The organism is Acinetobacter rongchengensis (assembly GCF_003611475.1).
GTDB lineage: Bacteria > Pseudomonadota > Gammaproteobacteria > Pseudomonadales > Moraxellaceae > Acinetobacter > Acinetobacter rongchengensis.
In genome coordinates, this window is sequence record NZ_RAXT01000015.1 from 56,029 (window position 1) to 68,584 (window position 12,556).

Here is a 12,556-nt window from a genome sequence, read left to right on the forward strand (position 1 = left end):
GTTTAAAAATTTTAGAAATACTGATAATCAGACTCATCGTCTTATAAATAGAACGCTTAAAAAGTTTAATTTTTAACTTTAATTATTTACGTTTTAATACTGACTTTCATAGCACACACTGCTAGGATTTGTGCACAATTTCGCATAGTTTTTGCCTTATGGATCTGATTGATTTTATTTTGCACGTAGATGAACACCTCTTTGAATTTATTACCAATTATGGGGTTTGGATTTACGGAATTTTGTTCCTGATTATTTTTGTAGAAACTGGCTTGGTGGTCATGCCCTTCCTGCCTGGAGATAGTTTACTTTTTGCAGCTGGTGCATTAGCAGCATCAACAGGTGCAATGGATCCTGTCGTTTTGATTATTTTGCTCTTTATTGCTGCGGTACTGGGCGATACTGTGAATTATCATATTGGTAAATATATCGGGCCTCGAGTTTTCGAGATCGAGTCAAGATTTATTAATAAAGAACATCTGGTTAAAACCTCTCAGTTTTTTGATCGCCATGGTGGAAAAACCATTATCTTTGCTCGCTTTATTCCTTTTGCACGTACTTTTGCACCCTTTGTTGCAGGTGCAAGTAGCATGAATTACAAATTCTTCCTGACCTATAATGTGATTGGTGCGATTTGTTGGGTTGGTTCATTTATTACATTGGGCTATTTATTTGGCAATATGCCAATTGTCAAAGATAATTTCACGCATTTAATTTTCGGCATTATTATTCTTAGCATTTTACCTGGAATGATTGGTTATATACGTCATAAGTTTTTTGATAAGAATAAAGCTTCTACACATAAATAGATCACCCTATTTAAATATAGGCACAAAACTTAAATAAAAAGCCGATGTTTATTCATCGGCTTTTTATTTGAAATCAATAAGATAATATTTGTAAATATTGATTTATAAGAAGATTACTTCTGAGTAACTTGGCGTTTCGGTACATAAGGGCAATTTTTAAACTGAGCAGCTTGTGACAATGCATCCTGCTCACCATATAAACGAGAAAGTTCAGTTTTTTTCGTATTTGAAGATTGCCCCATATTCACAGAAATACTTGGACCAATTCCCCAGCCCCAACCGCCACTGCCCCAACCACCGCCAAGACCAAGGCCTACACCAACCCCTGTACTTTTTGCGGGCTGAACACCATTGTTGATGTATTGCTGGATACGATCAAACTCAGCAGCCAATTGTGCACAATTCATCGCTTGATATTGTGTTGGAGACACATAGGTCGGTTTTACCGTTGTCGCACAAGCTGTGACTAAAATCGCCGTTGCCGCAATTGCAGATAACTTGGTTAATTTAGCGATTTTATAAGCAACCGTATTAGAACTATTCATATATTTCTCGATCTTATTTCTTATCTATCTCATTGAACAACGCTTGATAGGCTTGAGTCAATTTATGATCTGTAGCTAAATGAATTAATGGAAGATTTTTATGATGTGACTCTTTCATTAATACAGAAGGTGGCAACATATTTTCCAAAACAGGCAGACCTTCATCTTTTAGCTGTTGTACCACTTCACGTGGTAATTTTGCTTGCGCCTGAAATTGATTGACCACAATCCCTTCAATTTCAAGACGTTGATTATGATCATCTTGAGTTTCGATCACATTTTCAATCAATGTTTGCAAAGCACGTTTTGAGAATACATCACAATCGAATGGAATCAATACTCGATCTGCCGAAATGAGTGCAGATAATGTAAAAAAGTTAAATGCAGGCGGTGTATCGATATAAATACGATCGTATTGTCCTGCTAAGCTTTGAATAGAATCACGTAGTTTATAAATCTTGTGTTTTGCTTCTAAAGCATGCTCTAAATTGCCTAAACTTGGGCTTGCAGGTAATACGTCTAAATCTTTAAAAGGTGAACGATGAATATATTGATCAAACCCTTTATTTTTAGCTTTCAATAAAGAACCAATGGCATTACCAATTAGCCCTTTTTGTTGGTTATTGCCCAAGACATCATCATAAAAATTTTCAATATTCGGTTCTAATGCGGTTTTATCTGCGGAATAGGTTGCATCATCACCCAAAAGATATTGGCTTGAGTTGGCTTGTGGGTCTAAATCAATGACCAAAGTTTTATAACCTTGATGAGCACTAATCGCCGCAAGATTGACTGCGATACTTGACTTCCCGACACCGCCTTTTTGATTAAATACCACACGAGTCAACATACAATTTTCCCAAAATGTCTTTATTTTTAAGCCTGTATATAGTTTAACCTAGACACCATATCACTGTGAAATTCATGTCTAACAATCAGCTAAAAACTGGTTTAATCATCACTAAAGCGATCAGTCCAATAAAAGCAATTGACCCAACGACAAGACCTGCACGGCGTTGTGCGAGAAGAATATTCTCATCTTTTTTATAGACTTTAATTTGCGATGACAGTAAGACAAGAAACAGTATTATTTTTGCGTAAAACCACGGTTCTACATCAAAGTGCTTCATAAACAGTAAAACAACACCTGTAACAACCACAACTGTATAGCTTAAGTGTTGTAATGCAACAAAAGCCACTCGACCATTTGGATTCGGTTGTTGTCCTTGTGTTCCAACAAATAATGTTAATGCACGTAATACAAAAATCAACAATGCCAGTGCAACACTGGTCATATGAATAATTTTGACGACTAAATGTATATCCATTCTCGTGACTCTAAACCTTTAAGCTTTAGGTGCATGCGCACATTCAGGACTTGCAGGCGCTTGACCTTGCCATTCGCTTGGAATGTAAGCATGGATCGCTAAAGCATGGATTTTACCTGGGCTAAGTAAGTCTTTTGCTTCAGCATAGACTTTTTGATGACGTTGTACCAAACGTAACCCTGCAAATTGCTCACTAACAATCACTACTTTGAAATGCGACTCTTTGCCTGGAAAATATCCACCATGCCCAGCAGACTCATTTATAACGTCTAAATGTGTAGGTTCGAGCAAATTTAATTGCTCAATGAGTTGTTGTTCTAGACTCATGCTGTACGCTCAAAAATGATCTTCATTGGGCTTTAGTATAACGGATTATCTGCTTTAGGCTGTGTCGATTCGAAATCGTTTTGCTGATATTTGGCTTAAGTGATCTAAATAGAAGGCTATAAATCCAATTTTTTTGCTTTTTTTAATAAATATGTCTTTATTTTATGCAATTAATCGTCGACTTTGCAGAAAAATCTTGACCCTATTATCTGTTGATGTATTATACACCGCATGCGGGAATAGCTCAGTTGGTAGAGCATAACCTTGCCAAGGTTGGGGTCGGGAGTTCGAGTCTCCTTTCCCGCTCAAAATTTTTTCATTCAGTTTTTTATTTAAAAAATTGGACAGACTCCGCGGGAATAGCTCAGTTGGTAGAGCATAACCTTGCCAAGGTTGGGGTCGGGAGTTCGAGTCTCCTTTCCCGCTCCAAAATTTTTTGATTCGGTTTTTTATTTAAAAAACTGGGTAGACTCCGCGGGAATAGCTCAGTTGGTAGAGCATAACCTTGCCAAGGTTGGGGTCGGGAGTTCGAGTCTCCTTTCCCGCTCCAAATTCAAAAAGCCCTAATCGAAAGATTGGGGTTTTTTATTGTTGATTTAATTAATGTTTTAATAAACTAGACAGTTCTTCCACCATCAACAGGTAATTCCACACCTGTAATAAATACAGCACTATCAGAAGCTAAATAAAGCGCTGCATTCGCAACATCACTCGGTTCAGCCAAACGACCCATAGGAATAGTTGCAATAAATTTAGCTCGATTTTCAGGTGTATCAGGTGCTCCGATTGCAGCTTCTAATATTCCTGTTGCTGACATGGCTGGGCAAATAACATTAACACGAATATTCCAAGGCGCTAACTCTACCGCCATAGATTTAGATAATAAATTCACAGCACCTTTTGAACCATTATACCAAGTCAATCCAGGTCTTGGTCGCAGACTAGCCACAGAACTAATATTCAATATAACACCACCCCCTTTTTCACGCATACTCGGTACCAATGCATGAGCAAAATTAAATATCGCTTTCACATTCACACGAAAGACTTGATCAAAGGTCTTTTCATCGACTTCTAACATTGGCATGTTTATGTGTGTTGTACCTGCATTATTGACTAGAATATCTGGTGCTCCTAGTGTAGAAATGACGTCTTGCTTAGCTTGCATGACCGATTCAAAATCGCCTACATCCACTTGTATTGCAATCGCGTGCGCCCCTATTTCCTTTGCGACGCGCTCAGCTGTCTGAAAATTTAAATCCATTACAGCGACCCGAGCACCTTCTTTAGCAAATATTTTGGCAATTTCCTCACCAAAGCCCGAACCGCCTCCAGTAATTACTGCAATCTTATTCTTTAAACGTGACATATTTATTCCCTTTGCAATTGAATAACAATTTCGTGAATTAACGCTAAATTTAGACCTAGTAAGATATTTAATACATCCTTGGATTCAGCTTGTTCAAGATCGACATGTCTTGATATGATCACGAAATTCAACTTATTTATAAGAATTGCAAAGATAATGCCAAATATTTTAACTATTATTTTTCAGTAACTTATATTTTATTATTCATTTCAAAATTGGAAAAATTTCAGATTTGAATTAATTTTATGCGAATATTCAAATAGAAAAATGCCAGTCACTTTATTCAGCAACTAGCATCTATTTAAAATATATATTGTATTACAGATATAAATTTATCTTTCTCTTAACGCTTCTTTCGCTTTATTAAATGGTTTCAACAAGTATTCAATAATGGTTTTTTGACCTGTACGAATATCCACTGTTGCAACCATACCTGGTGTAATGGAGAACGACTTTCCTGCTTTATTCACTAACTTATCTTTATCCGTACGAATATAAACACGATAGTAGAACTGATCCTGTTTTACCTCATCACGAATTGTATCTGGTGAAATAACCGTCACTTTCCCTTCTAAGCCACCATAAATTGAATAATCATAGGCGGTCACTTTTACCAATGCAGGTTGATCTGGATGAATAAAAGCGATATCTCGTGGCGAAATACGTGCTTCAATCAATAATTGTTCATCGATAGGAACAATGGTCATTAACTTACCGTTTTGCGGTACCACACCACCAATCGTGGTTACAGCTATTTCTTTCAGCACACCACGAACAGGGGCTTTAAACGTCGTACGTTCTACTGAATCTGTACGTCCAGCGACCACTTGTTGCAGTGACTGAATATCCGCATTGGCTCTTGCCAATTCTTCACGAGACTTTACGTAATATTCATTCGTTTTATCATTAATTTGATTTTCAAAATTGTTAATATCACGCTTTAAACGTAATACTTCAACTTCAGAAGCCGCTCCTTTAGCAACCAGTGGCTGTGTCATTTGCAATTCATTTTGTACCAATGCCAAAGCATGCTTTAAACCTGCAATCGACTCATCCAAGTTCGCACGTCGTGATGTATAAAGTGCTGTTTCTTCCCGAACTAGACTTGGCATTGCCAAAACTGCTTTAGGAAAATAAATCGGAGTACCATTCACTTCGGCTTCCAAACGTGCAGCTGTTGCTTGAGTGGCTAGGAGTTTCGTTTGGCTCTCGCCCACTTGTGATTCAAAACGGGTTGGATCTATTTGTGCGAGTGTTTGTCCTTTTTGAACAATATCGCCCTCTTTAACATCTAAGCTGGTCACCACACCACCATCTAAAGATTGAATGGTCTGCTCTTTAGATGAAGGAATAACCTTACCTGTTCCCGTAGAGACTTCTTCTAATTTAAAGATAGATGCCCAAATGAGGAACGCCAATAGACCAATTGCAACGATCCAAATAATAAAAGTTGATTTTGGCAAGGGTGGTTCAGAAAACTTTATTGCAGATGGATTCGTTGGACGATGTAAAACATCAGGCGCCACTTCATTATTTTGAGCTGCTTTTTGATCTTGTTGTTCTTGGCTCATGCTGAAGCTCCTCCCACTTTTGACTGATTAGGATTTAGAATTGCATCACGTGGGCCATCTTTTACAATTTTGCCATCATGAATAACAATAATGCGGTCCACAAGTTGCAAAACAGCAGGTCGGTGCGTAGCAACAACTAAAGTACGATGTCCTAACCATTCTTTTAAATGCTGAATTAACAATTTTTCAGAAACATCATCAATCGAAGCAGTTGGTTCATCCAGCAACACGATATTCGGATTACGCAGTAATAAACGAGTCAGTAATAACGCTTGTCTCTGACCACCAGAAAAACCAATACCACCTTCAAGTACTAAATGGTCTAAACCTTCTTTCTTTTGTTCCACAATTTCAAGCGCATTGGTAATTTTTAAAGCATGCACAATTTCAGCATCTGTCGCTAAAGGTGCGCCTAATGTTAGATTTTCACGAATTGTTCCAAAGAAAAGATGTGCATTTTGATTGAGCAGTGCCATATCACGGCGAATATCATCTGGATCAAGTAAAGTTTGATCAATCCCATCTAAAGCAATTTTACCTTGTACTGGCATTTGCATGCCCGATAACAATTGCAATAACGTGGATTTACCTGCGCCATTTCGTCCTAAAATTGCAATCTTCTCACCAGGTTTGATTTTTAATTGAGGAATAATAAGTGAAGGTCTTGGATCTTCATCACCATATTTAAATACAACCCCTTTAAACTCATAATCACCCACAATTGCTTTTCGGTGAATCAGTTGTGCACGGTCAGGATGATCGACAGGTTTCTTCATCAACTCATCTAAACCTTCTTTTGCAACTTTGGCTTGCTGCCAACGACCTAAAACACCCGTAATCTGTGAAATCGGCGCAAGCATTCGAGAAGATAAAATAGAACAAGCAACCAATGCACCTGTGGTCATATCACCCTTCATCACCGCAAAACAACCGACCAAAACAACAATTGCATAGGTTAAACCTTGGATTTTCTGAGTCCACGCATTCAACCAACCAGTAATTTTACGTTGACGCATACTGATATCAGCAGAAACCTCATTCATATGATTCCACTGATTTTGAAAGCGTGCTTCAGCTCTTAATAATTTAATATCTTCAATGCCTTGTACTGCTTCAACTAAAATCGCATTTCGTATAGATGATTCTCGCATGCCCTCTTTCGCCAATTGCGCCAGTTTCTTTTGCGCAAGAATCCCTGGAATAATCATTAACGGAACAACGAGCAACATCACCCAGAAAATATTTCCACCAATAATCCAAAAAATCACGAGGAATAAGAAAAAGAAAGGTAAGTCTGCAACAGCACTAATGGTTGTTGATGTCACTAATTCACGAACACCTTCAAGCTCACGGATTTGTGAAATAAATGAACCTGTAGATTTAGACCGATCTTTATTGCGAATACGTAAGGCGTGACCAAATACACGATCAGAAATTTTTAAATCAGCACGTTTACCAATGATATCGGATAGATAAATACGGGCAATACGCAAGGCAAATTCAAAAATTGCCGCAATCAGTACACCACCTGCCAATACCCATAATGTTGGCTCTGATTGTGATGGCACCACACGGTCATAGACTTGCATAGAGAAAATAATCGTTGCCAATGCCAAAATATTGGCAATCATGGAAGCGACCATAATATCTGTGTAACGCTTCCAATCTTTTAAGACAATGTCCCAAAACCAGCTTTTTTCGTATGGCTTAATATATTCGTCTATACGTGCATCTGGAACAGATGTTTCTGGTCTGAAAATATAGACTTGTTTGGTGTTGGCTTGTAAGTCTTTTAAACTAAATGTTTGTGAGAGACCTTGGTCACCACTGAGTTGCAAGCTTGCATTTCCCTGACTGTCTACTTTTTCAATAACAGCAACTTGCCCATTATGAAACTCAACAACAACAGGTAAACGCCAAGGGTTTAATACATCTGTAGAAAAATCTGCTTTTCTGACATTCAAACCAATTTGGCGTGTAATAATCGTAAAAAGATCATCAACTGTTTGATATTTATTCCATTCCAACTGTAAACGAATTTGTTCTTCAGAAGGTTGAATTCGATAATGTTGTGCAACCGTTATTATGGCTTGTAGCCATGGTTGATAATTGAGTGTTTTATTCATGGCTGCACTTCAAACCCTTGAATTTTTGTATTATTTAAATGATAAACATCTCTACTTTTACCTGTCACATTTACGTAAACAGCCACAGTGTCATAGATGTCATAGCGAGCACTTTCTCTTTCAATTCTTGAGCTATGGTAAGATTGTTCAGAGCTTAATAAATCTAAAATAGAACGCTTTCCAAGTTTGTATTGCTCTTCGTATAGCTCTTTGGTTTTTGCTGTAGATCGCTCACGATCTAATAACACCCAAATTTGCTTGTCTGTATTTTCAATATTTTCTCGAGCAGATCGCGTAGAATTTAAAATATTCAAATAGGTTGCATTTAATTTAGAACGTGCTGCTTGTTCTGCAAAACCAGCGGCTTTGACTTGTGAACCAACCGCACCTCCCTGATAAAAATTACTACTCACTGCAATCGAAATAGCACTATCAGTATCATTGTCTACCCCAGTATTGGGATTTTTTCCATTCAAGGCTTTATTGACAGACCCCACCAAGGAAACCGTTGGATAACGACTTAATTCAGTTTGCTTTTTCTGGCTTTTCGCAACATCAATCTCTGCTTTCGCAGCGATCATTGTCGGAATTGTATTCATCTTAGGCTCATCATATAAACCTGAAAGATTGACAAGCTCATCTGGAATCACGAATTCAGTCCTACTCACATCAAAACCAAGTAATGTTCTTAATTTTTGTTCTTGTTGACGTAATTGATTGGTTTGAGCAATTAAATATGATTTTGAATATTCAACATAACTCTGCGCTTGTACAGGATCGGCATTACTACTAATACCTGCATCGGCTCTTAACTTAGCAATTTGATATAAGCGAGTTACACCTTTGACTTGATCTTGCGCAATTTGTACTAAGGCACGATATCTCAATAGAGCCAGTACAGCTCGTGAAGTATCTGTAGAAATTTCATCAATACTGATTAAAACATTTGCCTGCTCAACAAGCAGTTTATTTTGTTGCGTAGTTACACTCGATTTTACTTTGCCAAAGTCATACAGCAATTGATTGGCTTCAACACTGTAAACTTGTCGCCCTCGGTCACTCGAGGTGAAATCACCTGTATTTAACCCCGCTTTTAACTGAGGATAATATTGTGCTTTTGCTACATCGATATTTGAATTTTGTGCTGCTAAGGTTGCAATTGACTCTGCAATATTTGGATTACGCTTAATTGCAATTTGCACAGCTTCATCTAAAGATAAATTACGCTTTGGCGCCACAGATGAATATGTTGCCATTTCGCCTTGCTCGAGCATATCGATCTGATTGAACGAATCATCTTTTCCAGTCACCGACTTTGGTGCAGTCACGACAGGAAGTTCAGTGATCTGTGCATCAGGTTCAAAAACAAAGTCTGATAATTGATTCATTTGAGCTGTTTTATAGGAATCATCTTCCTTAGGTTTCATTAAACCCTGAACGCCGTTTTTGAAACTTTTTAAATAGCTCTGTTCTTGTGCATATGAAGGTGTCTGTATCAAAAGCATTGACCCAACTAATACACTTAAACTTTTTACAGAAAATGATGGCTTCTTAGCTTTACACATTCGCGGATTTCACCTGGAAATAGCTTTTAATTATGAGCATTGAATTAAATGTATTGATATTTAATCTATATAAATTCAGCATTGTTAAATGACTTACTTTAATCAATATTTTATACTGCCAGATTACTTTACAAGCATCTTTCAAACCTAAATCCTTGTCTTTTTATGCATACGATTCATCACTAAAATTGTTGTTTTTAATCCATCATCATTTGTTGTATTACACAAAATAAGTGATAAAAATATATTTCTATTTTTAAGTAAAATTAGATTCAATTAAATCACTTATTTTGCATATTAATACACAAATTTATTTATTAAAAACAAAATTGTAGCTATTTTATTAATTAAAAAGAGAGCTTAACCCTCTTTTTAATTTCAATCATCAATAAATATTTACCTTAGTACAAAATACTGTGATTTTGTAATAGGTCATCTAAATTCAGTTGTTGATTTTGAAGCACCACAAGATCTTTTGCATTATATTGCGTACCACTTCCATCAAGATCAACACGAATGACACTTGAAGATCCATCTTGAACAACTGAGATATATTGGCTGATATTTTGATCGGTTACCGTTTGTCCACTTAATAATGAACTCACATCGATCTTGTCACCTTGTGCTTTCGAAAAATCAGTCCAAATATCTGCATGGCCTTCAAAATCATTGAATGCCGTGAATTTAACGCTATCAGCACCAGCACCAAGCTCAAGTACATGTTGAATTGCATTAGATGTCACGCTGTCAGCATAAGCACTGCCATGAACTGTACTTTCAAAACCAACTTTCAATGTTGCCGTAGCAGTTTCACCATTTGCTGCAGTTACTTTATAAACAAAGTTATCTGTAGCAGGTGTATTGCTCGTTTGAGTATAGGTATAATCGCCATTTGCATTAATGGCTAATTTGCCATATAAGCCTTGTACCGTACTGCTTGAAGTAACGTCGGTAAATGTCGCTCCACCATCAATTGAAACTGCAAGTTTTTTGGCAAATATACCCAATGAGTCAGCAGTTGCTGTATCTGTACCCACACCAGTGAAAATATTGCCTGATGTTGAACCACTCGAAGCTTGAGACCAATTATCAGTTAATGTTTTGGTTGTAACAGTCACATCAGTATCAAATTCTTGTGCTGAAGACTTACCACAATACCCTGTCTTCGACGTGAAATTCACACGGTATTTTCCAGCCTGAGTGACATTGACATCCGCACTAAACAGTTCTTTACCGGTATAGAAACAATTACCACATTTATCAAAGTATTTAGAACCTGATTGCCCTACAACGTTTTCCCATTGACTGGTTTTATCATTATAACGCTGTAATTGCCATGTAAATGTTGTGTCATCCGCATCCTGATAAACTTTATATTGCCCACCAAAAATATTTGTTTCATAACCAGCTTTTATCGCAACTTTTACAGTCGATTGAGACTGATCTGCAACTGTAAATGTATCTGAAAGAACACTAGATGATTTGTTATAACTTGCCTTTAAGTCACCAGAATTTACAGCCTGATTTGATGTACTAACTTGTTTGTACATATCGATCTGAACAGTGTCCACATCATTTTTCAAGCTCAACATCTTCGCAGGTTGAGATGGGTCATTTGGATCCCACTCTAACTTCACTTCATCCGCTTTAATTTGTACAAATACTTTAGCAGTTGATACGTTACCGTTAGCATCTTGAATGGTATAAGTAAATTGATCTACTTGACCTACAACTTTAATATCTTTGTTTGGTGTGTATTTATATGAACCATCAGCCTCGATAACCATTGTCCCATATTTACCCACTAATGTTGTGCCTGTCGCTGTGACATCAACCGTTTGACCGTCAGCATTGGTAATTTTGGTGACAATCTTACTAGCACCAACATCATTCAACAGCACATCACCTTCAAGCACATTCACTTTAATCGCTTCTAAAACATCAGATCGGGTTTCTGTTGTATAAGTGACATTCAAACAATTTACAGACACAAAACTAAATAATGTTAAATCTTCGGCAATAATTTTATAGTTACCTTGCTCAAGGTTTTGAGTCGTAATACGGCCTTGCTCTGGAAAGAATAAGAAGAACTTATTAAATAGACCAACATCTGTATTTGAAACAACTTTCGCCCAAGAACCATCTGCATTTTGCTTATATAATGTGACCTTAATCGCATCAAAGAAGCTACTTAATCCTAGATTTGTTGCTTTGATATCAACGCTGGTTTTTTGCGTTTCACCTACGTTGAAATTAATTTCTGCTGCTTTACACCCCAAAATAGGCATGCCAAGGAATTTAATGAAAGAACCAAAAGATTTCTTTTCAGTATATGTTGTTGTATTGGTTGTGTACCCCAAATCAATATCTGCTTGTACAACATCATTATTTGCATGAATAAGCACTGGAGCAGTAGCTTCCTGTGGCAAACTTATATTCCCTGCACTATCTGTCGCTGTGACATTAACTTTTTCGCCAGCGCCATAAGGTTTATTTAAAGTCACCGCAAATGTACCGTTTGCATCGGTTGTGCCTGTTCCAATCACATTGCCATTTGCATCTTTTACAGTAATAGTGCTGTTTGCTTCTGCTGTACCGACGATCTGAGTACCATCTGTACTAAATGTAGGCGTACCCAAAGCTGGTGGTGTAATATCATCTGCAAAAACAGGTGCTTCAGGTGATGTGTTATTTGCTGCATCTTGCGCTGATACTTTTAGCTCTTCGCCATTTTTTTGTGCTGGACTAATAGCAACAGTAAAATTACCATTACCATCCGTAATACCTGTACCAATCACTACACCTGCAGCATCTTTTATCGTGATTTTAGAGTTCGGCTCTGCTTTACCAATAACTGTCGCGCCAGCATCGATTACATCTAAATCTGTCGGTGCATTTGGTGCAGTAATATCAGGC

Annotated in this window: 10 protein-coding genes and 3 tRNA genes; 4 read left to right on the forward strand and 9 right to left on the reverse strand. The window is 37.3% G+C overall.

Annotation, left to right across the window (positions count from 1 at the left end):
- The first annotated feature begins 158 nt into the window (after positions 1-158).
- The gene (locus D7V20_RS09420) at positions 159-809 is read left to right on the forward strand and encodes a DedA family protein (protein WP_120384039.1); all 651 of its coding nucleotides are present in this window, start codon (positions 159-161) and stop codon (positions 807-809) included.
- 113 nt (positions 810-922) lie between these two features.
- On the opposite strand, the gene D7V20_RS09425 is transcribed toward D7V20_RS09420, so the two are convergent.
- From D7V20_RS09425 to D7V20_RS09440, 4 genes are all read right to left on the reverse strand, one after another.
- Positions 923-1,354, reverse strand: coding sequence for a hypothetical protein (locus tag D7V20_RS09425; RefSeq protein WP_120384040.1), 432 nt, complete (start codon positions 1,352-1,354; stop codon positions 923-925).
- A gap of 13 nt (positions 1,355-1,367) precedes the next feature.
- Positions 1,368-2,204 (reverse strand): ParA family protein, encoded by an 837-nt coding sequence (locus D7V20_RS09430; RefSeq protein WP_120384041.1) that lies wholly within the window; start codon positions 2,202-2,204, stop codon positions 1,368-1,370.
- Between the two features lie 85 nt (positions 2,205-2,289).
- On the reverse strand, positions 2,290-2,682 hold the full coding sequence (locus D7V20_RS09435; protein WP_120384042.1) for a SirB2 family protein: 393 nt from the start codon (positions 2,680-2,682) through the stop codon (positions 2,290-2,292).
- A gap of 18 nt (positions 2,683-2,700) precedes the next feature.
- On the reverse strand, positions 2,701-3,009 hold the full coding sequence (locus D7V20_RS09440) for a BolA family protein (protein ID WP_120384043.1): 309 nt from the start codon (positions 3,007-3,009) through the stop codon (positions 2,701-2,703).
- 233 nt (positions 3,010-3,242) lie between these two features.
- Between D7V20_RS09440 and D7V20_RS09445 the strand changes: the two genes are divergently transcribed.
- The 3 genes from D7V20_RS09445 to D7V20_RS09455 all read left to right on the forward strand — a co-directional run bounded on the left by D7V20_RS09445 (position 3,243) and on the right by D7V20_RS09455 (position 3,559).
- Positions 3,243-3,315 (forward strand) — tRNA-Gly (locus tag D7V20_RS09445).
- A gap of 47 nt (positions 3,316-3,362) precedes the next feature.
- Positions 3,363-3,438 (forward strand) — tRNA-Gly (locus D7V20_RS09450).
- A gap of 45 nt (positions 3,439-3,483) precedes the next feature.
- Positions 3,484-3,559 (forward strand) — tRNA-Gly (locus D7V20_RS09455).
- A gap of 66 nt (positions 3,560-3,625) precedes the next feature.
- Here D7V20_RS09455 and D7V20_RS09460 read toward each other — a convergent pair.
- The 5 genes from D7V20_RS09460 to D7V20_RS09480 form a co-directional block, all read right to left on the reverse strand.
- Positions 3,626-4,378 carry a glucose 1-dehydrogenase gene (locus tag D7V20_RS09460; protein WP_120384044.1) on the reverse strand — a complete coding sequence of 251 codons (753 nt, stop codon included), beginning with the start codon at positions 4,376-4,378 and terminating at the stop codon, positions 3,626-3,628.
- Between the two features lie 332 nt (positions 4,379-4,710).
- Positions 4,711-5,949 (reverse strand): HlyD family efflux transporter periplasmic adaptor subunit, encoded by a 1,239-nt coding sequence (locus D7V20_RS09465; RefSeq protein WP_120384045.1) that lies wholly within the window; start codon positions 5,947-5,949, stop codon positions 4,711-4,713.
- Complete coding sequence (locus D7V20_RS09470; protein ID WP_120384046.1) at positions 5,946-8,075, reverse strand: type I secretion system permease/ATPase; 2,130 nt, start codon at positions 8,073-8,075, stop codon at positions 5,946-5,948. Before D7V20_RS09470 ends, D7V20_RS09465 begins: the two co-directional genes overlap by 4 nt.
- Positions 8,072-9,640: a TolC family protein gene (locus D7V20_RS09475; RefSeq protein WP_120384047.1), complete on the reverse strand. Its 1,569-nt coding sequence runs from the start codon at positions 9,638-9,640 to the stop codon at positions 8,072-8,074. The genes D7V20_RS09470 and D7V20_RS09475 overlap by 4 nt, the downstream gene beginning before the upstream one ends.
- 401 nt (positions 9,641-10,041) lie before the next feature.
- On the reverse strand, positions 10,042-12,556 hold a 2,515-nt coding region (locus D7V20_RS09480), incomplete at its 5' end, for a BapA/Bap/LapF family large adhesin (protein ID WP_120384048.1).

What these genes read in the sequence shown, in the direction of transcription:
- D7V20_RS09460 (WP_120384044.1), bottom strand. Translation starts at nt 4,378, where the DNA reads ATGTCACGTTTAAAGAATAAGATTGCAGTAATTACTGGAGGCGGTTCG.
- D7V20_RS09430 (WP_120384041.1), bottom strand. Translation starts at nt 2,204, where the DNA reads ATGTTGACTCGTGTGGTATTTAATCAAAAAGGCGGTGTCGGGAAGTCA.
- D7V20_RS09440 (WP_120384043.1), bottom strand. Translation starts at nt 3,009, where the DNA reads ATGAGTCTAGAACAACAACTCATTGAGCAATTAAATTTGCTCGAACCT.
- D7V20_RS09420 (WP_120384039.1), top strand. Translation starts at nt 159, where the DNA reads ATGGATCTGATTGATTTTATTTTGCACGTAGATGAACACCTCTTTGAA.
- D7V20_RS09470 (WP_120384046.1), bottom strand. Translation starts at nt 8,075, where the DNA reads ATGAATAAAACACTCAATTATCAACCATGGCTACAAGCCATAATAACG.
- D7V20_RS09475 (WP_120384047.1), bottom strand. Translation starts at nt 9,640, where the DNA reads ATGTGTAAAGCTAAGAAGCCATCATTTTCTGTAAAAAGTTTAAGTGTA.
- D7V20_RS09425 (WP_120384040.1), bottom strand. Translation starts at nt 1,354, where the DNA reads ATGAATAGTTCTAATACGGTTGCTTATAAAATCGCTAAATTAACCAAG.
- D7V20_RS09465 (WP_120384045.1), bottom strand. Translation starts at nt 5,949, where the DNA reads ATGAGCCAAGAACAACAAGATCAAAAAGCAGCTCAAAATAATGAAGTG.
- D7V20_RS09435 (WP_120384042.1), bottom strand. Translation starts at nt 2,682, where the DNA reads ATGGATATACATTTAGTCGTCAAAATTATTCATATGACCAGTGTTGCA.